This window comes from Nostoc sp. (assembly GCF_036918245.1).
Taxonomy (GTDB): Bacteria; Cyanobacteriota; Cyanobacteriia; order Cyanobacteriales; family Nostocaceae; genus Nostoc.
Map to the genome: position 1 here is coordinate 25,513 of NZ_JBALEF010000109.1, position 20,711 is coordinate 46,223.

Genomic DNA, 20,711 nt, shown 5'->3' on the forward strand with positions numbered 1-20,711 from the left:
TAATGGAGTTAAAAGGCTCATTAATGGAGTTCAAAGACTCATTAATGGAGTTAAAAGGCTCATTAATGGAGTTCAAAGACTCATTAACGGAGTTCAAAATCCCCAATCCCCAATCCTTTATAACAAATGACAAATTTACATACATTCAGAAATCGAGAACAACAGACAGCCTGGATCTTACTAACACCTGCATTGCTGCTACTGTTGTTTGTATTTGCCTACCCGATTTTACGAGCATTTTGGTTAAGCGTATTTACTAAAAATTTGGCAACAGAGCTACAACCTGTATTCTCTGGTTTGGAGAATTATGTGCGGATGGCGGGGGATGGTCGTTTTTGGCAGAGTTTGTGGGCGACAACCGTGTTCACAACAGCATCAGTAATCTCAGAACTACTGCTAGGACTAGGGATTGCCTTAGTTCTCAATCAGGCGTTTCTTGGGCGGGGCATAGTGCGTACAACTGCAATTATCCCTTGGGCTTTGCCTACTGCTTTGATTGGTCTGGCGTGGTCTTGGATTTTTAACGACCAGTTTGGGGTTGTGAACGATATTTTGCAGCGATTGGGGCTGATTAAGACTGGGATTAATTGGTTAGGAGATCCAACGCTGGCGATGATCGCAGTAGTTTTTGCTGATGTTTGGAAAACTACACCGTTTATCAGTATCCTGTTGCTAGCTGGGTTGCAGTCGATATCAAAAGACCTCTATGAAGCTTACTCAGTTGATGGAGCAACTGCTTGGCAAAGTTTCCGCAATATTACCCTGCCATTACTGCTGCCGCAAATCTTAATTGCAGTGCTATTTCGGTTTGCTCAAGCTTTTGGAATTTTTGACTTGATTGCTGTAATGACTGGGGGTGGGCCTGGTGGCGCTACAGAAGTGGTGTCATTATACATTTACTCCACGGTGATGCGCTACTTAGATTTTGGTTATGGAGCAGCCCTGGTAGTAGTGACATTTTTAATATTGATTGCGGCGGTGGCGATCGCTAGTTTCTTGCTTAACAAATACCGTGCCAAAACATCAGAAGCCATTTAAGCCATGAGTGTAACTCCACAAGCAGTTCCAGCGACTCCAAGACGAACAGGGAGAAGCAAGTTTTCTCTGAAAAAAATCTTGCTGGTCATCATAGTTGTATTAATAGTGCTATTTAGCCTCGCGCCAGCTTTATGGCAATTGCTGACCTCGTTTAAAGTAAATGACGATATTGCCGCCGTTCCGACTGTCTATTTCCCCACACGCTTCACTTTCAATCACTACATTGAGTTATTTACTCGTCGCCCATTTTGGCGCTACATCTTCAACAGCGCCTTTGTGTCAATTACTTCTACCGCTGTAGCTTTAGCGATCGGCGCACCTGCGGCCTACGCACTGGCACGATTACGCCCTTGGGGCGAACGAGTTATCCTCGCCAGCATTTTAATTGTTACCTTATTTCCTGGAATTCTGTTGTTCTTAGGATTGTTAGAAATTATCCAAGCGCTGAAATTGGGCAACAATTATCTGGTGCTGATTATACCCTATACTGCGATCAATTTGCCGTTAACAATTTTAGTACTTAAAAGCTTTTTTGAACAATTGCCAAAAGATTTGGAAGATTCCGCTAGGGTCGATGGCTACAACACCTTTCAACTACTATGGCAAATCGTGCTACCCATGACCCTTCCCGCTTTAGTGACTACTGGAATCCTCACCTTTATTTTTGCTTGGAACGAGTTTATTTTTGCTCTCACGTTTATGACCCGTGAAGAGTTGAAGACGATTCCTGTTGCTGCTGCTCAGTTGGGTGGTGCGACAATATATGAAATTCCCTATGGCCCGATCGCTGCTGCAACTGTCATCGGGACATTACCCTTAATTTTACTAGTTTTGTTTTTCCAGCGCCGGATTGTCCAAGGTCTTACCGCTGGTGCTGTTAAAGGATAAAAATCAAAATGGCTAAACTCGAACTCAAAAACTTGAATAAAACCTACAACCCTAAAGTCGTCCCTGTCAAAGACGTTAGCTTAACTGTAGATAACCATGAGTTTCTGACTTTACTTGGCCCTTCTGGCTGTGGTAAATCCACCGTCCTACGCATGATTGCGGGTCTTGAGGAACCGACTCGCGGTCAGATCGAGATTGGGGATGTAGATGTCACCTATAAACGAGCAAGCGATCGCAATATTGCAATGGTATTTCAAAGCTATGCACTCTATCCCCACATGACGGTGTACGAAAACCTCGCTTCTGGACTCAAGCTGAAAAAAGTACCACCTACAGAAATTAAACAGCGAGTGGCAGAAGTGGCAGAAGTTTTAGGATTAGCAGAGTTAATGAACCGCAAGCCTGGTCAAATGTCTGGAGGTCAACGGCAGCGGGTTGCTGTCGGTCGTGCTTTGGTGCGTAATGCCGATGTCTACCTGCTGGATGAACCTTTAAGTAACCTGGATGCACTGCTGCGGGAAAGAGTCCGAGCCGATATCAAGCAAATTTTTGCAGCCCAAAAAGTGCCAGTTGTCTACGTCACCCACGACCAAACCGAAGCGATGACGCTCTCCACGAAAGTTGCATTGCTCAACGATGGCTATGTCCAGCAACTTGACCCGCCTGACCGCATTTATAACCATCCAGCTAATCTATTTGTGGCTGGATTTGTTGGTAGTCCGCAAATGAATTTGCTGACTCTACCTTGTAAGGGAAAATACGCGCTCCTGGGTAACTTCCAAGTGCTTCTCCCAGATATACCAACTGTACCACCGCAGATTGTTCTGGGAATCCGCCCAGAAGATGTCCGCATTGCTCAACCAGGTGATACTCAGACTATCCAGGGGCGAGTATTTTTAGTGGAAAATTTGGGTATGCACTATTTGGTCAGTGTTAGGATTGAGGGTTCACAAACCGAAGCGATTACAGTACGTGCTTTGTTGCCAATAGACCAAAATTGGAGTGACAAGGATATTACACTAGCATTGCCCCCTGAGGATATTCACTGGTTTGATGTGCAATCTGGCCATGCTCTTGTTAAAAGACAAATGTTAGGTGTCAGGAGCTAATACTACAGTAGTCGCCCAGATTTATCTCAGAAAAAAATATTAAACCCTTCCTAGCAATCCTGGAAAGTGATGCCTGGGGATTCTACTTCTAAATTACAAATCTCCTACAAACTTAGCTTGTAATACCATTTCTTTGTGAGGCTGCGCCAAACCCTTTTAACTTCTTCTTTCTTTGTGTCTTTTGCGTCCTTTGTGGTTCGTTTTTCTTTCTTATCCTTAAACATGGTTTAGCGCATCTTCATACAGAATTGGTATAAGGGATATAACTAATACATTACTTGTTTATTTTATAATGCTTGGACTATTGACAAGTTTTATTAGCTATAGCTCCGCTTCCAAGAACGACTACTTTTCCACACTCTGACCCATTTTTGAAAATTTTGATTTCTACTATACCCTGATGAACTGTTGTTCCTGCGGCAGAAATCAGGGTATTTTTTGGAGCAGAAAAATTAACTTTATAAGGAAGTGTTCCTGTAACCTTTTCTACTCTTGAAGGCGTACTAGTACTTTTGGAAACAATACCATAGCTGCCGAATAGCTTGCTTCCATTAGCTCCACTCCACTGAATTTCATAAGTGTCTGAACCGAAACTTAAAAGATTTGACTGCATTATAGGTTTGTATCCTACTGCTAGCAGCACGCTTCCCAGTGCTAGCCTTGCTAAGTAGTTTTTCATTTTGGTGAAAGTTGTGAGTACAAGCTTAAGTTACCCAGTTGTCCCTACAGGGGATTCACTCACAACGAATCGCACGGGGATTTGCGCTACCCTAAGTCAGGAAGCCAAGGATAAATCAGATGAGAAAATGGATTTGGCTGATGCTGTTGGTGCTGATGACAGTTGCCGTGTTGGGTAGCAGAGGTAGCACGTTTTTTGAACAGCATCTCTCACCGACAATTGTTGAGCGCATTCCAGTGAAAACACCCGAACCACAGCCAGAGTCAAGGGAAGTTTACATTGCCCCGCAAGTGTCTACTGACAAGCTGCTAAACCATATCCAAAAGTTGAATTTTCAGCGCTACACCACAAAAGAGCGATCGCTTACTCGCACTTATATTACAACTGAACTGAAAAAAGTCGGCTGGAAACCTAAATTAGAAAAGTTCTCTGACGGTGTAAATATTTTTGCCGAACGCCCAGGAACTAACAAAGCAGCTAAAGCAATTCTCGTAGCAGCGCATTACGATACTGTTGCCTCTTCCCCTGGCGCCGATGATAATGCCAGTGGTGTAGCCGTAGTGCTGGAAGTAGCTCGGTTGCTGGGATCTCGTCCTACGCCACGGACTTTACAGCTAGCTTTTTTTGACCAAGAGGAAGCAGGACTTTTGGGTAGTCAGGCTTTTGTGAGTCAGACAGCACGCTTGCAAAATTTAGGTGGCGCGATCATTATGGATATGGTAGGTTACGCTTGTTACAATACTGGCTGTCAGAAATACCCTGCCGGATTGCCTGTTACGCCACCTAGCGACAAGGGCGACTTTTTGGCAGTAGTCGGTGATACAGAACATTTACCTTTACTGTATGCCTTTCAAAATTCACACAACATCCCCTCAATCGCCCTGAATAAACAGGAATCAAATTTGCCAGCAGTTCTAACACTACCAATTCCTTTTAAAGGTTTACTGACACCAGACACCCTACGTAGCGACCATGCACCGTTTTGGTACCAAGGCGTGGGCGCTGTGCTGGTGACAGATACCGCAAATTTACGCACTCCGCACTATCATAAACCTAGCGATGTGCCAGCGACTATCGAGCGATCGTTTTTCACAGGAGCAGCACAAATTGTAGTTAATGCTACTAGTGCCTTGTTAGAGAAAGACCAGGTTTTGGAAACTCAACCACCAAGCTAACTTATAAATTATGAATTATCTTGACTAGCTTTTGGTTCAGGAAAAGTCAACGTCCAATTATTTTTATCATTGACCTGAGAATATAGACCTTGGAGAATGAGCCGGAGAGTTTTTCGAGTTCTAATCGGCTTCTTTACCAGATAAGTTCCTGGTTGAGCAAAGATATCATCAAAGTTTTGTTTATGACCAAATTGTTTTGAACAGTAACTACCAGCACCTTGGACTGTTAACACAAAAAATGGAGCTTGTTTATATTCATCAGGAATCATAAAGATTCCATATACATGGTGACGACCACGCCACGGCTGAACAATAACCTTAGTAGCATGTACTTGGAATTTTGTAGTTTTTGATGCGATAAAAGCCTCAAAATTGCAATCAGAATCATTCACAGGCCACCACAGTGTAATAATACTCAGGGAGAGCAGCAAAATTAAAAAATATGGGAGTCTGCGACGCATAAAGCCAAGAAAAATTGTTGATGCGGCTGGTAGAATTTGATGAGTAATGATAGTGCAGCTACAGCAGTCAGACTATTCACCTGCAACACCTCTGCAAGACGTTTTAAAGCGCAAAGACAAAACATTAAGCAGTCGGTTAAATTTTGCTGTCAAAAAAAATTGCAGATTGTAGATGCGATCGCTTCCCCTGTTCTCGTAGCTCCGTTACAGTATTAAACCTAGCTGAGAAACAATCGAGCTTTTGTGGCTGTTAACACTGATTTATGGTCAAATGTTTAACTGTGATGAATTCTACAATTCGTTACTTTTGTTATGCTTGTAATATGGCTGTGTTTGCATCAGCAGATGCTTTGAGGAGATTAGAGCATAGGCGTAGCCCATCGTAGACATCGCCAGCAAGTTAAGAAAAAATTTACTTTTATTTCTAAGCAATTATTTGGGTAGTCAAATACACAAATATCCGTTATATTCCCGTAAGTAACAATTGGTATAAAAGTTTATGGGAAAAAGTTGGAGAAGTCTCAAGACAGTTGCGGGTTTCTTTAGCGCAATCGCACTTACACAGTTCGGGGCAAATACTTCGGCTATTGCTGCTGACACGGTTGTTGTGCGTTTGGGTTTATTTACAGAATCCATCTCTCTTGCTGAGTTGCAAAAGGCTGTAAAAACAAGGGAATTGCCTGGGAGTTTACACTCTTTATCTGAAGAACAACGCCGCTTCTTCTTGGGGGCGCTGGGTATGAATATACCCATGAATGTTGTCACACTTGATAGGTTAATTAATACCCAGATTGGTACAACTATTCTCAATGACTTTGCTACAGCCTTAGCCCGAAAGGATAAAGCTGGGGTACAAGCACTGAGAGCAGGATTGGTATTAGGTTCTACTGCACCACAAGGTCTTTCTATACTGAGTTTTATTGCTGCTTATCCCAGTAAACGCTTAGAAATTGATTTGCCAAAGGCTTTCGTTGTTGCAGGGAATTTAAATACAGCTTTTTGGCGTACTCAGCAATTCATGTTAGCGTTGACGCGTAGCGGCTTGTCGTCAGACATTGCTCCCCAACTCGACCCCATAACAGCACAACCGAGAACACCACAGATTGTTTTCCCTTTTGATCCCAGCCAACCAGGAAGCGCCCAAGTAAAAATCCTCAACTTAAGCTTGAACGATCAAAAGCGCGATCGCAAAATCCCAGTTGATATTTACTGGTCAACTGCTGCAACTCCCGACAAACCCGTAATTGTCTTTTCTCACGGCTTCGGGTCAGTCCGCACGGACTTGCGTTACCTAGCAGAACATTTAGCATCCCACGGTTATGTAGTAGCAGCTTTAGAACATCCCGGTAGTAATCAGGCAAATGCTAACCTAGCATTACAAGGCAAAACCAGAGTCATGAAGCCTCAAGAGTTTTTGTATCGCCCTCAAGATATTAGTTTTGTCCTCGACGAATTAGCAAAGCTCAACCAAACAGCTAATCATCCCCTACAAGGGAAACTTGCAACCACAAACGCGATGGTTGTTGGCTATTCTTTTGGTGGTGGTACAGCTTTAGCACTTGCTGGAGCCGAGTTGCAACTAGAACATCTCAAACAACGCTGTAAAAAGAACCTGACTATCTTGAGTTTGGGAGAAAATATGCAGTGCATCGCTCAAGAACTACCAGAAAATAGCTATCAACTACGAGATCCCAGAATCAAACAAGCGATCGCTCTCAATCCGACAACTTCTCTGATTTTTGGCGAAACTGGGTTAACAAAGATACAAGTTCCTACCATAGTGTTAGCAGGTTCCGCCGATAAAACCACCCCAGCTTTAACTGAACAGATTGTGGGATTTGAAAAAATCCCATCCCCAAAATCACTAGTTGGTATAATTGGGGGTACTCATCTAAGTGTAAAAGACCCCAGCACCACATTAGATCAGATCGGACAACCAAATACACCGATTAGTGGCGGTGAAGTTGTCGGTGAACAAGCAGCAGATGTTCGCAAGTACGTTAAAGCTCTAACCTTGGCCTTTGCTGCACAGATGACTCCAGAAGCTAAAAACTATGCTATCTTCCTGACACCAGACTATGCCCAGTTTGCTTCAACTGCCGCATTTCCATTTCGTCTAATTACGCAGATTCCTCCTGATGCTATGGCAGTGGTGAAAGAATTTGTTGAGAAATAAGGGACTTCCAATTAAACAAATATAGGACTTACGTATCATACATATTGACTATACTAATTTTGGGCTTTTGAGCCATGTCTAACACCCAAAATAGTAAATATGCGACAAAATCATGGTTGCAGTCAGCACCGGAAATATAAATTTTGCTTAACGCATATTATGGTTAATTTGTATAGTGCGTAAGTCCTAAAATATTTAATTTTGTGAGTAGCTTACTTAAGAGTGGGGGTACGGAAACGGTAGAAGTCGCCGCTCATTTTGCCTTACCCAACGATTTTTTTAGACTAAATAAAGCTTAAACTAGCGATATTCGCTGCAAATACCTCACGTTGAGGATCAAACAATCGAAAATACAGTACTTTTCATCTAAGTGGAGTAACTACCCCACCCGCCCTATCAGGCATCTACCTAAGTATTGGAGAGAGTGTACTTTATGAATTTGTAATCCGCTGTAAGTAATATACAGCTTATAAATTGGCCTTATACCAATTCTGTGTAAACTTTTTACTTGATAAAAGTTTATTACCTTGATATCAGCCTCAAAGTTGCTGTTAAATCTATACCAAATTTTTACAGTAAAAATAACTATTTAGACATAAAATTTATAATGTATTCATGAAAATAATACAAGCTTAAGAGTGTAAACAACTAGGAGCAGATGCCGAATAATGATAATACATACGTATTCCATAAAAATCGGAAATCGTTTTTGAAAAATCTGTCAAGTAATTGTAGGGTGTGTTAGCAGAGTGTAGCACGCCTTATATGTGTTTCAAGATTTAAAGAGTAGTCCTGTAATTAACATGTTACAAACTTATTTTCATTTGTTTGAAAATAAGTTATTTTATCCGAAATATTGTTGTGTATGTATTAACGTAAATTACTTTAAGCTCACAAAAAAAATGATAGAGCGTTGTTATCTTCTACAAGCCACAAATTAACCAAAAATAAATAATTAAAGGCTTGTTTTGTTTACTTAAATAATTAGTTTTCCCTATATGTGTATTGGAAAACTAATTTGGGATTCAGAATTAAACAATTATTCCATTCCACTCAAACTTATGCAGCTCTATACAACTCGTGAAATCGAACAACTCCAAGAACACGAAGACCTTCCTTCCTTAATTGAAATTATGGAGTGGGTAAAAAACTTTTTAGGAAGGTCTCATCCTGACTTAGGTAGACCCGGCGTAGTTTGCCCTTTTGTACCTTACTCTCTCAAATCAAACAGTATTCGTCTAGCAGTTATTCACACAAAAGATTTGTATCCAGAACAATTAGAAGAGGTTGTTGGACGCTATCGAGATATATTTCTGCAAATAGATGTTGAAGAGCGAAAAATAGCAATGAATAAAGCTTTTTTACTTATCTTTCCTGACATCCATATAGAAGATGCTCCTAAAGTAATAGATAGTGTTCAGCAAAAACTTAAACCTTTGTTTGTTGAGTCAGGATTGATGATAGGAGAATTTCATAAACGGAATGAAAGTCCTGGTCTGCACAATCCAAAATTTCGCCCACTTCGTAGCCCTATCCCCTTATTAGCTATCCGGTTCATGGTTGAAGCTGACCTCCCCTTTCTTAAAAATCCTGCCGATCCCCACTTACGTATTCGGTATCTGGAAGCTTATTTAAAGCATTTCGATCAGAAATTCACAGATGAAACAAAGTTTAAAAATGCTCATCAAGCATTGGCTTTAGCAAAAGAACAAATTAAACAAGAAAATTTGGTAAGTTCTTGTATATAACAAATGTTTGAATTCATGCCTAGTAATTGAGCATGGGGTATTGAGTATTAAAAGTCTTTCCAGTTCTCTGCACCTTGAAAAAGTGGCATAAAAATGACGAATTTATTGCTAGTTGCAATCGCTTAGTGCAGATAGCATCAAATCGTTGTCAGGATGGAAATTATCGTACTACAGTAGAAGCGATCGCTAATTATCAATTAGTAAATATCAATACTTCAACAACTTCACTCTGATTTATAATAATTGCACACACGTTTTTGTGAAGAGATTTAGGATTGCTATATACAAGGGTTATAGATAATGCATATTTAATTTTTGTCGGACTTACGCGAACCTATCTCACTAATCATATTTGTGCTACAAAGCTTAAGCTTATTAAAAACTGAAAAGGAAAAATTCAGGTTTTTAAGCACACTTTATAAAAAGAAGTAGGAATTTTTAGAATAGTGGGATAAGTTCGTATTAAACTTTGGACAAAAAAGTGTTCGTATAAATTATTTGTGAACTAAAAATCTAGGCATCATAAATTATTCCAGTTATTTTTCAATCTGAGTTTAATACCTAAAGTCTCAGAACATTTACGCAGCTTTTTATTTATCAGATATTGATTTTAACTGCTTCTTAACAACAGGATGCTTATTTCATTGCGTAATTTATTCCTTGGAAGTCTCGTTAGGAAATATTTTATCTACGGACGTGTAGTTACTTAGTCAATAAATAAATAAAGTATAAAAAGTCTAGTATATTTTCGCCTATCAATTCAGCATTAGCCCCAATAGGATGTAGCGAAATACATATCACTCGCCAGATTAACAGGTGGGTTCTGAGCTAAATGACCATTAATAAACCTTTGCTAATCAAGCAACCGGAAGTTGGAAAGATCATCCGTGAACTCTGTGGCATAACTGGTTTTACCCAAGAACAGTTTGCAGCATCTTTAGGTATAACTTATTCGACGGTAAACCGTTGGGAGAAAGGATATGCCAAGCCTTCATCTCTAGCTATGCAAAAGATTGAGGGGATGTTAGAGGAGATGGGTGAGCTGGGGCAGAAAGTGTCGGTGAAGTATTTGTTGAATTAGAAAGCAGGCTGAGAGGCAAATTAATTGAAGTTACTTTCCCCCAATTAACAGGTTATCGCTACGACATAACCATAAACAACTCAATTCTAATTTTACCGATGTTTGCAGACATGCATATTTTGCGGATTACTCAACCTTTGAGTTTGAGTTTACCGTAGCCGATATTTTCTTCACTTTTGAAGACGAGTTTAGGTTAAAAACGCGCAAAAATTCTCAAAATTTTTTTCTTAATTAAGCACCAATATTTTTCAGTTAACTTTATCTGGACTGTACAATGTTTGATTACTCTACCCCCGCTTTAGCTACATATCTTAATATTTCTTCGCCAAGAGCAGCTTGCACTAACGGCAGCAAAGTTGCGGTCATCAATACTGAAGGTGTATGGGAAGTAGAAAGTAATGGGACGAAAAAACTAATCCCAAACTCTAATTACGATGCTCGTGACATTGTAGCAATTGACGGCAAAACTTATGTCTTAGCTGTTCCAACGGGACTAGTAAAAATAAAAACTGACGGAACTAGGCAAAAAATAGTTAGCAATACAGCTAATCCAAAGACACGGGTAAAATTTTTGCAAAATTGGCTTATTTACCAGTCTGCAAATACTCTATCAATTTATGACAAAAACCTCAATTTTAAAGCCAAACAGAGTTATGGCGTAACTGAGGTAATGGATTTTGAGTATAAAAACGGGTATCTCTACACTAGTGGCTACCAGCAACAAAAGAGGTTAGGTATTCCCGTCCAGATAGCTTTTCTTTACCGGATGGTTTTCGACGGAGCAAAAATATTTGCTTTGGCAAATGTAGCAGGAAATAACCAAGGCAAGCTTTGGGGCTACAATTCTGCCGATCTTGCTAACGACATGGCAGACACAAGACTTAACCGATTACATATTTTTGAAGACAAGCTTTATGTCCTCGGTTCAGTTTATGGGGGTAACTCAATCTACAGGTGGAATGGCAAAGACTTATTAACAAAGACTTTAATCACCACAGACACTTATACCAATGCTGCACAGACCCGTGACGAAACAAAGGTATATATAGGAACTGTTAATCTGACTAATTTTACTGTCGAGCGTGGACAGCTAAGTTTTCCAAGAAGGCCTACAACTGCGGGGATAGGAGACGGCGGTAGCAATTTCCCTAAAACTATTTACTCAGATGGCAGTAAAATTTTTGTGGGTTCCTCTGCTGCTTATGCGATCGCCAATAGAGATAATCAAACCTTCCTGGGTAAACGCATCTCGGCTTACCGTGGAGATGCGTCTCTTTTAGTTGTCTCCAAAAACCTAATGACTCGCCACGCTTGGGTAACACCGGGAAATGGTGAAGTATTACTATTTACTGATAAATTTGCAGTAATCAAAACAGATAATAAAATAAATGACTTGGCTACAAATGTAGGAACTGCCCAGAAATTACCAACAAATACTTATTTCGTTAAGTTTTAATTGAGCAACCAGATTGTAGACAATCTGGTTGCTCAATTCTTTTTTGCAGAAAACTATAAGCTAATACAGTTCAGATAAACCCAAAACCCAGATGTAGAGACGCGATTTATCGCGTCTTGAAAGACCAATTATCTACGCCAATAACCCTTAACCCAAGCGTATTGAACTATAAGGAAGATTAATTATTAGTTTTGTTTGCGTAAACTATACGCAAACAAGTTACTTTTTTGTCCAAAATTTAACACGTACTTTACATATTAATGATAATATGCATAGCAGGCTTATTAAGCTAAAAGTTTTGCCCTGTCTCATCTAACTCTTATTCGACGCAGGATCTATTATTTTAACCATTGAGGACAAGTATAGTTCTTGTCCTTTACTTTTTTGAGAAAGTTTTCGCCACAGACTGCATTTTATTAAAGGGTAATATCAATAAATTTTAATAGTCTCTTGTTTTTTAGCACAATCTATGTAAATCTCATAACTATATAATACGGTAAATCAATAGACTTAAAGTAGTTTATCAGTAAATTACGTGGGTTAGCCAATAAACTCAAAATTTAGTGCCAAGTAAACTTTTTAGGAGATGTAATCGTGAGTGCAACCTCTTCAGGATATTGGGCAGGTGAAGCAGCAGCTAACTACGCCCGCCAACTGGGAACTCAAGCCAATCAACGCACCGTGCGCGGATTTGGAGAAGTTGGAGTGTCTGCTAATAACGCAAGCGGTAACAGCTTTGTTCCCTCAGAAGTGATTCGGGCAGTCCAAGCAGAACTACGATCGCAATATGTTCCGTACAGAGCCAGGATTGACAGAATCCCTTGGACGCCTAAATCATCTCTGGAAAGAAATCCGCAATAGTTAGTTAACCAGTGTCAGAAGATCAAGCTGTCCAAGCTAGGAACCCTGCCCGATGCTTTGGGGAGGGAACTGGATTTCCGGTTTCCCCTAATGCATCGGGGGGTTGAGGGGGCTAATTTGACTTGTGTGTACACCGTAGCAAGCTTGGGAGAGGGACTTAGGGTGAGGGCATTTGATTTATGCAAGAAGTCTATTCTGCAAGCTGCTAGGCAATTTTGTTGATTCCTGACCTGATTTGCATTTAATTTTGAGTAGACAAATTAGTGATGATGATGCTCGTGCGATCGCCTTTTTTCAACGGATTATTGCCTTCACAGGACGCGATCCCATCGACAATATCCGTAATGAAAAGTTACTTAACGATGCACAAGTTAGAGATTTTCTTAACAAGCAGTAGTAAGGGCGAATAGTACCTGTATTTTAAAGATAGCGAAAGAATGAAGAATGACAATTTTGTTACTTCGTCTTTCCTAAATTAGGAGTTACTAAACTTAAACTTGAACATTCGTGGAGGTCAAATCATGTTTTCTGGAAAAATTGAAAAAGAATTATTTGGTGAAGAAATTTGGTCAATTTCGCAAACAACTAAATTACCAGATCATCTACAGTTATTAGTGGATCAAGAACTAGGAAAACGCGATATCTGGGAATTACAATCTCAAAAGCCTGAGGATCAGCCTATTTATCCAAATCTCTATGATGACTCTAGTCATTCAACAAATATTTAACAAAAGAGGTAGTTCTTGCGTAGGGCAGGATAGCGTAGCAGTAGCGAGTCCGCATACTCTTACAGAGAAGCAAGCTAGCAAGAGCGTCTGTCTGCGACACGCTGCGCGAACGTAGAGAGCGTCGGCTGGAGAAATACTGCCCGACGCAAGAACTACTGCGATACCTACGGCGGTAAATTAGGCTCTGAGAGTAAGGGTTTAAGTCTCCCAGCAAATTCAAAATTTGGTTGGAGACTATAAAGTGGTGGGTCTAAATTCCCCACTGATTGCATTCTGAATTTTGACTTCTCTATTTAATTAATGCAAAATAATGCAAAATCGAATTCATGCTGCAAATCCCTCCCCAATTTATTTTACGTAGCAAGAGAAGGAATCAATATTAATGGCACATCTGTTTGAACCATTCAAGATTCGTGAAGTTGTTTTTCGCAACCGCATTGCCGTTTCACCGATGTGTCAATATTCCAGTACAAATGGATATGCTAATGATTGGCACGTTATTCATCTAGCTTCTCGTGCAGTTGGCGGTGCAGGTATAGTGTTCACAGAAGCAGCAGCTGTAGAGCCGCGTGGACGCATTAGCCCGCAAGATTTGGGAATTTGGTCAGATTCACACATCGAAACTTTAGCCAAGACTGTGGCATTAATTCATAATTTTGGCGCTGTTGCAGGTATTCAACTTGCTCATGCAGGTAGAAAGGCTAGCACTGCCAAACCGAGTAAGGGAGGGAAAGTGCTGGATGAATCTCAGGAAGGTTGGCGTCCCTTGGTTTCTAGTAGTGCGATCGCTTTTAGCCAAGATAGCCCAGTTCCAGAAGCCCTCAATCTTGAGGGAATTCAAGCAATTATTGACGCCTTTGCTCAAGCTGCCAAACGTTCTCTACAAGCTGGTTTCAAGGTAGTGGAAATCCATGCTGCTCACGGTTATCTACTGCACCAATTTCTCTCGCCCCTTTCTAACCATCGTCAAGATGATTATGGTGGCAGCTTTGAAAACCGGACTCGTCTGCTCAGAGAAGTAGTTCAAGCAGTCCGAGAGGTTTGGCCTCAGACACATCCACTCTGGGTACGTATTTCCGCCACCGATTGGGTAGACAATGGCTGGGATATTGAGCAAAGTATTGCTTTAAGCGACAAACTCAAGTCTTTAGGAGTGGATCTCATCGACAATTCATCAGGCGGTATCATACCAGGCGTTCATATACCAATTAAACCTGGTTATCAGACTCAATTTGCCGAACGCATCCGCCGCGAAGCTAATATTCATACAGGAGCTGTGGGCTTAATTACATCCCCTGAACAAGCTGACGAGATTATTCGTACAGAAGTAGCTGATATAGTCCTGTTAGGACGTGAACTACTCCGCAATCCTTACTGGCCACATCTGGCAGCCAAACAACTTGGACACGATAAACTCTGGCCTGTTCAATACGATCGAGCTTGGCTGTAGGCTTTCCTTGTTCCCATGCTCTGTAGATTGGTGACAACTTAAAGCGATGTCTACGACATTCTACACCTACGCCAAAATGTCAAGCAGGGTGTGGAGATAAGCCCAAAGTGCTTCGGTGTCGGGATTTGGGTTGATATTTAACAATGCCCAAATCCAATACCAAAACCCAGATGTAGAGACGCGATTTATCGCGTCTTGAAAGACCAATTATCTACACCAATAACCCTTAATCCAAGCGTATTGTGCCCAAATCCCGATTTTGGGGACAAACAAGGTAAGCAACCAAAATTAAAATTAAGACAAATACGACGATTGCAGATATATCCCATATTCTGCAGGTGCTCCGGCGTAGCCCGCCGCAGGCATCGCAAATGCTGTATTTTTGAAAATGACGTAAATGGTGCATTTTGGAAGCATGACAGCTTCAGTTTTTTACCACCTTGAGCCATACACAAAGTAATTTAAAGCACAACCCAACAACTATTCACTCTCAAGTATTGAGTGGATTCAAAAAGGTAAAATTATAAAGAATCGTTACAACATAATCATGTCAGCTATCCAAACAACTTTGGTTCTTGCCATGACGGCCGATGGAAAAATTAGTGCCGTAGATCCGAAAGCGCCCCGTGAACCCGATGTAGTCGATCAAGCACACTTGGAATATCAAGCCTCCCTTGCCGATCTAATCCTGGTAGGAGCAGGAACGATTCGGGCTGAGGGGGAAACCTTTACAATTCGCGATCGCGAACTGTTGGCAGCACGTGAGGTTCGGGGTCAGTCTCCTCAGCCGATTACTTGCGTTGTTTCAGGTTCCCTTAACTTATCGCCGGACTTGCCTTTTTTGAGTCAGGACATTGAGCGATGGATATTTACCACACGGACTGCTTTGCAGCGCAGTTCTGATACAACAACCTTGCAAAAACTGGCTGAATTAATTGATTTGGGAGATACACACCTGGACTGGGATCGGGCCTACACCTTGATGGCAGAGCGGGGTATTCACAAAGTCGTTGCTTTGGGAGGTGGCTCTTTAACAGCTGCTCTAGTTCACGCAGGGCGAATTGACGATTGGTGGTTGACCATTTGGCCGGTCATTTATGGAGGAAGGCACGCCCCTAGCCCAGTGGAGGGAGAGGGTTTTGTTCCCAATGCTGCTCCTCATCTCGAACTCATTGAAACTCGTCAGGTTGGAAGTGATTTGTTTTTACACTACCGCACGATCAAGTAAAAACGCGCTGCCAGAATTAAGCACTATGATCCTTGATATTAAAAAGCAGGGGCAGAGGGGTACTTTCACCCACAATTCCACTCAGTTTGTGCCTTTATACTCTGCCCCTTGCCTCCTGCCTCTCATCAACCAGGGGGCCAATCCAACTGTCGTCCTCCCAAAATATGCAAATGTAAATGATCGACTGTTTGACCGCCGTCATCACCAGCATTGATGACAACTCGATAACCATTTTTTAGTCCAGCAACTTCTGCAACACGTTTAGCGGTTAACAAAAGATGCCCCAACACAGCATGATCCTCAGATTCCGCCTCAGCTAATGTAGCAATGGTTTTTTTGGGAATGATCAGGATGTGAACGGGTGCTTGGGGATGGATGTCTTTGAATGCTAGGGCTAAATTATCCTCATAAACAATATCAGCGGGAATTTCCCGACGAATGATTTTGCTGAAAATCGTTTCTGTACTTTCACTCATGCCAATCTACCTACTAATCTGCTAGAGATTTTATATTAAGTCCGCCTAATTACTTATCATTGAAAAAATTTGATTGTGCGGGTATATCCCAATTTACTGTTCGGTTAGGTTTTTTCAGGTAAAAACTATGAAAAAACCTGCTAATCTTTTAAAAAGACTAGCAGGTATGGCTTATCATCAATCGGAGCGGCGGGATTCGAACCCACGACCTCCACTACCCCAAAGTGGCGCGCTACCAAGCTGCGCTACGCCCCGGTCAGAATTCCTATCATATAACAAAACTCTAGGATAATCAAGAGGCAATTTTAAAAAACCTTAAGCATCCCACTAGCTTGCAGTAAATCTGGAACAGCAGAAGCATTCCATTTACCTTCTACACATCGCCCTGTATTCAAGATGAAGCGCAGACTGTAATCATGAGGATAGCCTTCCACTTCCATCCATAATAAATCGCTTTCGGCTTCACAAGTAATTTTTTCCTCTTCCATCAATTCAGTTGCGAGTTGCTTCATGGTGTCTGCTAGCTGTGCTAGTAGACGACAAAAATCACTTAACTCGGCTTCGGTTAACTCAATTGCCCAATCATCTGTTCCGACTAAACCTTTAAACTCAGGGGTATCGGGGTTCCAGCCAATACGCCAACCCGATCCGGTTTTGACAACGCGTTCCATAGTTTAGTTTTTTAAACGCAGAGGTACGCAGAGGTTTAACGCAGAGGGGCGCAAAGGAAAATTTATCATTTTAGTAGTTCGGCACCTCCTCGTTGTGGTGGCTGTGGGCTAGTTGATGTAGTTGGACTGGGTGCGGTGTTGGAGTTAGGGGGTACGGTGTTTTGGGAAGTAGGATTAAATATATTTACTAAGACTTGTACTAGGGCATCTCGTTGGCTGTGGGTGAGGCTTTTGATAGCTTTGCGATCGCCTTCTATCGGATTTTCCTGTAGTGCATCATTTCCTGGATAGGTAGTATCATACATAATTTCATTTGCACCTAGGTAATCAGCTAAAGTCAGCTTCCAATCCAAGCGATAAATTGGGGCCCGCCCTTTGGTATAAATGTGATATCTAATTAGACGATTTGCTAAGGTATTGTTTTCGGCAACTTTACCATTTTCTTTACTGATATACTTATTTTCCCGTGGAAAATCTGGTAATTGCTGATAAACTAACTGCCAAACATCGCTAGGAGTGATTCTCTGAGCATAAGCAGGTTGGATACTAAATAAATTTCTATGTATTGATTTATCCGCCCCTGAACCCAAAACAATTACACCCATTACCATTAAGGTAAGCAGTAGTGGTGTTAAGGGATAGCTAAGGTTGAGCCAGTGCTGAGTTGCGAGTTTTGAGGAAATTGATTTAAACAGAAATTTTTTCTTTTTCATAGAACAATATTTTGGGCGTTGCTGAGTGAAAAGATGAATTTGCCTTATTTAGAATTCAGAATTCAGCACTCACCACTCAGCACTCAATCTTATAGTTCGCCGATAATTTCTGGTTGAGTCAATTCATCGGACATTTCGATAATTGCCCTTAGTACTGGCTTCATCATCGCATCTTCGTTGCTTTCAAAGTCTTCGTAACGCCGACGTTTAGCACGATTTGCTACCTGAACCGTAATGCGATAACGATTTGAGGCTGCACTAATCAGATCCTCAGCCCGGTGCATAATCTGAGATTGAGTTGTCTCGAACTTAGAACGCTTTAGCATAATCAGTGGTTCTTGGGGTCATTCTCCAGTGTAACAGCACTAAATCAGTCTACTGCTGTCTGTTTAATCGCCAGCAACCTCTCTATTGATAGAGGCTAAGATATGTGAGTAACTTTATAAGTAATTTGTAGTATTAAATAACGCACCCTCATGGCTGACCTTGTGGAAACTGCGATCGCAGCGGGTAATTTCAATACCCTAATAAAGGCTGCTAAAGCTGTAAATTTCATCGACACTTTGAAAAGCCCTGGTTCTTTCACGCTCTTTGCACCGACTGACGAAGCTTTTGCTAATCTACCAGAGGGAACTTTAGACTCGCTACTACAAGATATCCCTAAACTCCAGAAAATTGTAGCGTATCATATCGCTAGTGGGGATGTTAGGTCTGATGATTTGGTACAGATTAACGAGGCAGAGACGCTTGAAGGTTCAATTGTCGCCATTGAATCTGCCAACGGTAAATTTAAGGTGAATAACGCCAATGTCCTGAAAACAGATATCTTAACAGACAATGGCGTGATCCATATCATTGATGCGGTATTGATGCCTGCAATGGTGGCAGGAAAGTAATTTATGGGATCTGGGGCATGGGGCATTGCTTATTCTCTTTATCCCTTTCATCCCCCTTGTCCCCCACTCCCTACTCGCTACCCCCCACTCCCAGAATGCAGCCACTACGTGCAGGAACAGTCAATGACAACTGTTGAGTTTCTCCTTTACTATTCCACTCAACTTCAGCATTACCATATAAAAGCTTGTTGGGTTGAGTACGCAAAGTGGCGACATCTGCATTCGCTGTTGCCGAACTTGTACCAGCGTTGACGACAATTATTAATTCCTCTGTCCCTAGAGTTCGTGCAAAGATATAAAGTTGCCCTTGAGCATGGAGGACCTGGTAATCACCTGTACGCAAGGCTGGGTAAGTGTGGCGGAGGGCAATTAACTGGCGGTGAGTATTGAAAATTTCTTGATTCCAGTTAGTCTCTAAAGGAAAACCACGACGTGAGTCTGGGTCTATTCCTCCAGGTAAGCCAACTTCATCACCATAGTATACGCTGGAGGCACCGGGAAAGGTGAGCAACAGTAGAGTTGACAATTCTATACTGGCGATATCGCCGCCTGCAATGGTCATCAATCGGGCTGTATCGTGACTTGCAAGCAAATTGAGTTGAGTTAGCTGAATTTCCCAAGGGTAAAGTTGCAGCACTTCTTGGATTTTGGTGGCGTACTCGGCAGCAAATAAGGGTGGGTAGGGTTGATAGTCGCGGCTTTGGACTTGTTCTAAGACTACGCGATCGCCTGCTGCAAAGGCAATTGTCGGCCCGGCAAATAGATAATTCATCACGCCGTCAAATTGCGTCCCATCTAGCCACTCACGTGAATCTCCCCAGACTTCGCCCACAATATAAGCTTCGGGATTGACTGCCTTAACGCGATCGCGAAATTCCTGCCAAAAACCAGGAGTTTTGATTTCAAATGGTACATCCAATCGCCAACCATCAATGCCAAATTTAATCCAATATTCGGCAATTTCCATAATATATTCTCGTACTTCTGGATTGTCGTGGTTAAATTCTGGCAAGGCACGATTTCCCGCCCAACCCACGTAGTTAGCAGCCAACTCCCCATTATATGCTGAAAGGGGCCAACCTTCTATTTTGAACCAATTTACCCAAGGTGAATGGGGGCCATTTTCTAAAACGTCGTGGAAAAAGAAAAAGCCCCGGCTGGAATGGTTAAACACCCCATCCAGAACAACTTTGATATTCCGTTGATGGGCTGCATCGAGTAATTCCTTAAAAGCTTCGTTGCCCCCTAACATCGGGTCAACTTGATAATAATCGTGGGTATGATAACGATGATTGCTAGCGGATTGAAAAATGGGTGTGAAGTAAATCGCGTTAATCCCTAAATTCTGGATGTAGTCTAAATCCTCCATAATGCCCCATAAATCGCCGCCTTTATAGCCTTGGAGGGTTGGCATAGAGTCCCAATCTTCCCAACGGGCTTCCTGCAATAACCGTTTGCGCGGCTGTTTGCTTCTGGCAAAACGATCTGGGAAGATTTGGTAGAAAACAGCGTGTTTCACCCAGTCTGGTGTTTGAATTTGCATGAATAACTTTTTGTATGTTCAGAAGCGATCGTTGCAAATATTAGCTTCTTTATGGCTCTTACTTATGATAGAGAATCTGTCATTTGTCAGTATTCATTAGTGATTTAGCCTTTTTCATGCTGTTTTATACGCAAATGTTATCAGTCTTAACTATTTTGTTTTAGTTTTTAACAATTCAACAAGATAGACTCGCCACTGATGCATTGTGACTACTGAATTCTTCTTTAATAAATTTATTTATTACTTAATTATTCTTAATTTTATTTTTTTCACTTTGTCCGTAATGATTTAGGCAGACAATGGATTAGTTTAATAGCTTCATAAAAATTACCTG

General features: G+C 41.5%; 25 protein-coding genes and 1 tRNA gene. 17 read left to right on the forward strand and 9 right to left on the reverse strand.

The genetic code is table 11. The annotated features are described in order from the left end of the window. Window positions 1-126 precede the first annotated feature (126 nt). Genes V7L12_RS31765 through V7L12_RS31775 form a run of 3 tightly spaced genes read left to right on the forward strand, consistent with a single transcriptional unit; the run spans window position 127 to window position 3,035 of the window. Complete coding sequence (locus V7L12_RS31765; RefSeq protein ID WP_335090529.1) at window positions 127-1,038, forward strand: carbohydrate ABC transporter permease; 912 nt, start codon at window positions 127-129, stop codon at window positions 1,036-1,038. A 3-nt stretch (window positions 1,039-1,041) separates the two neighbouring features. Beyond that, entirely contained in the window at window positions 1,042-1,926 is an 885-nt protein-coding gene (locus V7L12_RS31770; protein WP_335090531.1) for a carbohydrate ABC transporter permease, read from the forward strand. 8 nt (window positions 1,927-1,934) lie between these two features. Further along, complete coding sequence (locus V7L12_RS31775) at window positions 1,935-3,035, forward strand: ABC transporter ATP-binding protein (RefSeq protein WP_335090533.1); 1,101 nt, start codon at window positions 1,935-1,937, stop codon at window positions 3,033-3,035. 301 nt (window positions 3,036-3,336) lie between these two features. Here the strand turns inward: V7L12_RS31775 and V7L12_RS31780 are convergent, their stop codons facing one another. Then, window positions 3,337-3,714 (reverse strand): hypothetical protein, encoded by a 378-nt coding sequence (locus V7L12_RS31780; protein ID WP_335090535.1) that lies wholly within the window; start codon window positions 3,712-3,714, stop codon window positions 3,337-3,339. A gap of 13 nt (window positions 3,715-3,727) precedes the next feature. Between V7L12_RS31780 and V7L12_RS31785 the strand changes: the two genes are divergently transcribed. Then, window positions 3,728-3,892, forward strand: a complete 165-nt coding sequence (locus tag V7L12_RS31785; protein WP_334824724.1) for a hypothetical protein — start codon at window positions 3,728-3,730, stop codon at window positions 3,890-3,892. Further along, window positions 3,834-4,889: a M28 family peptidase gene (locus tag V7L12_RS31790; protein WP_335090537.1), complete on the forward strand. Its 1,056-nt coding sequence runs from the start codon at window positions 3,834-3,836 to the stop codon at window positions 4,887-4,889. Before V7L12_RS31785 ends, V7L12_RS31790 begins: the two co-directional genes overlap by 59 nt. An 8-nt stretch (window positions 4,890-4,897) precedes the next feature. Here the strand turns inward: V7L12_RS31790 and V7L12_RS31795 are convergent, their stop codons facing one another. Then, window positions 4,898-5,350, reverse strand: a complete 453-nt coding sequence (locus V7L12_RS31795; protein ID WP_335090538.1) for a hypothetical protein — start codon at window positions 5,348-5,350, stop codon at window positions 4,898-4,900. Window positions 5,351-5,389: 39 nt separating this feature from the next. Between V7L12_RS31795 and V7L12_RS31800 the strand changes: the two genes are divergently transcribed. From V7L12_RS31800 to namA, 10 genes are all read left to right on the forward strand, one after another. Beyond that, window positions 5,390-5,566 carry a hypothetical protein gene (locus V7L12_RS31800; protein WP_335090540.1) on the forward strand — a complete coding sequence of 59 codons (177 nt, stop codon included), beginning with the start codon at window positions 5,390-5,392 and terminating at the stop codon, window positions 5,564-5,566. Window positions 5,567-5,849: 283 nt separating this feature from the next. After that, entirely contained in the window at window positions 5,850-7,526 is a 1,677-nt protein-coding gene (locus V7L12_RS31805) for an alpha/beta hydrolase (protein ID WP_335090542.1), read from the forward strand. Between the two features lie 1,061 nt (window positions 7,527-8,587). Then, window positions 8,588-9,274, forward strand: a complete 687-nt coding sequence (locus V7L12_RS31810) for a DUF6875 domain-containing protein (RefSeq protein WP_335090544.1) — start codon at window positions 8,588-8,590, stop codon at window positions 9,272-9,274. A gap of 74 nt (window positions 9,275-9,348) precedes the next feature. Further along, complete coding sequence (locus tag V7L12_RS31815) at window positions 9,349-9,507, forward strand: hypothetical protein (RefSeq protein ID WP_335090546.1); 159 nt, start codon at window positions 9,349-9,351, stop codon at window positions 9,505-9,507. 599 nt (window positions 9,508-10,106) lie between these two features. After that, complete coding sequence (locus tag V7L12_RS31820; RefSeq protein ID WP_335090548.1) at window positions 10,107-10,355, forward strand: helix-turn-helix domain-containing protein; 249 nt, start codon at window positions 10,107-10,109, stop codon at window positions 10,353-10,355. 274 nt (window positions 10,356-10,629) lie between these two features. Then, a complete protein-coding gene (locus V7L12_RS31825; RefSeq protein WP_335090550.1) occupies window positions 10,630-11,811 on the forward strand; it encodes a hypothetical protein in 1,182 nt (393 codons plus the stop codon). 594 nt (window positions 11,812-12,405) lie between these two features. Then, window positions 12,406-12,672 carry a hypothetical protein gene (locus tag V7L12_RS31830; protein WP_335090552.1) on the forward strand — a complete coding sequence of 89 codons (267 nt, stop codon included), beginning with the start codon at window positions 12,406-12,408 and terminating at the stop codon, window positions 12,670-12,672. 247 nt (window positions 12,673-12,919) lie between these two features. Next, window positions 12,920-13,069 carry a hypothetical protein gene (locus V7L12_RS31835; RefSeq protein ID WP_335090554.1) on the forward strand — a complete coding sequence of 50 codons (150 nt, stop codon included), beginning with the start codon at window positions 12,920-12,922 and terminating at the stop codon, window positions 13,067-13,069. A 124-nt stretch (window positions 13,070-13,193) separates the two neighbouring features. After that, window positions 13,194-13,400: a hypothetical protein gene (locus tag V7L12_RS31840; RefSeq protein WP_334824706.1), complete on the forward strand. Its 207-nt coding sequence runs from the start codon at window positions 13,194-13,196 to the stop codon at window positions 13,398-13,400. Window positions 13,401-13,782: 382 nt separating this feature from the next. After that, the gene (gene namA / locus V7L12_RS31845; RefSeq protein ID WP_335090555.1) at window positions 13,783-14,850 is read left to right on the forward strand and encodes an NADPH dehydrogenase NamA; all 1,068 of its coding nucleotides are present in this window, start codon (window positions 13,783-13,785) and stop codon (window positions 14,848-14,850) included. Window positions 14,851-14,916: 66 nt separating this feature from the next. On the opposite strand, the gene V7L12_RS31850 is transcribed toward namA, so the two are convergent. Continuing rightward, on the reverse strand, window positions 14,917-15,057 hold the full coding sequence (locus tag V7L12_RS31850; RefSeq protein WP_335090557.1) for a hypothetical protein: 141 nt from the start codon (window positions 15,055-15,057) through the stop codon (window positions 14,917-14,919). Between the two features lie 340 nt (window positions 15,058-15,397). Between V7L12_RS31850 and V7L12_RS31855 the strand changes: the two genes are divergently transcribed. Further along, on the forward strand, window positions 15,398-16,078 hold the full coding sequence (locus V7L12_RS31855) for a RibD family protein (protein WP_335090559.1): 681 nt from the start codon (window positions 15,398-15,400) through the stop codon (window positions 16,076-16,078). Window positions 16,079-16,203: 125 nt separating this feature from the next. On the opposite strand, the gene V7L12_RS31860 is transcribed toward V7L12_RS31855, so the two are convergent. The 5 genes from V7L12_RS31860 to V7L12_RS31880 all read right to left on the reverse strand — a co-directional run bounded on the left by V7L12_RS31860 (window position 16,204) and on the right by V7L12_RS31880 (window position 18,264). After that, window positions 16,204-16,554 carry a histidine triad nucleotide-binding protein gene (locus V7L12_RS31860; protein ID WP_335090561.1) on the reverse strand — a complete coding sequence of 117 codons (351 nt, stop codon included), beginning with the start codon at window positions 16,552-16,554 and terminating at the stop codon, window positions 16,204-16,206. Between the two features lie 181 nt (window positions 16,555-16,735). Further along, window positions 16,736-16,809: transfer RNA gene (locus V7L12_RS31865), tRNA-Pro, on the reverse strand. A 50-nt stretch (window positions 16,810-16,859) separates the two neighbouring features. Further along, a complete protein-coding gene (locus V7L12_RS31870) occupies window positions 16,860-17,225 on the reverse strand; it encodes a DUF1818 family protein (RefSeq protein WP_335090563.1) in 366 nt (121 codons plus the stop codon). A gap of 65 nt (window positions 17,226-17,290) precedes the next feature. Further along, the gene (locus V7L12_RS31875; protein WP_442947940.1) at window positions 17,291-17,836 is read right to left on the reverse strand and encodes a hypothetical protein; all 546 of its coding nucleotides are present in this window, start codon (window positions 17,834-17,836) and stop codon (window positions 17,291-17,293) included. A 191-nt stretch (window positions 17,837-18,027) separates the two neighbouring features. Beyond that, the gene (locus V7L12_RS31880; protein ID WP_094351515.1) at window positions 18,028-18,264 is read right to left on the reverse strand and encodes a DNA-directed RNA polymerase subunit omega; all 237 of its coding nucleotides are present in this window, start codon (window positions 18,262-18,264) and stop codon (window positions 18,028-18,030) included. A gap of 150 nt (window positions 18,265-18,414) precedes the next feature. Here V7L12_RS31880 and V7L12_RS31885 point away from each other — a divergent pair, with 150 nt between their 5' ends. Further along, window positions 18,415-18,834: a fasciclin domain-containing protein gene (locus V7L12_RS31885; protein ID WP_335090567.1), complete on the forward strand. Its 420-nt coding sequence runs from the start codon at window positions 18,415-18,417 to the stop codon at window positions 18,832-18,834. Window positions 18,835-18,904: 70 nt separating this feature from the next. Here V7L12_RS31885 and V7L12_RS31890 read toward each other — a convergent pair whose 3' ends face one another. Beyond that, window positions 18,905-20,377, reverse strand: a complete 1,473-nt coding sequence (locus tag V7L12_RS31890; protein ID WP_335090569.1) for a glycoside hydrolase family 13 protein — start codon at window positions 20,375-20,377, stop codon at window positions 18,905-18,907. Window positions 20,378-20,711: the final 334 nt, after the last annotated feature.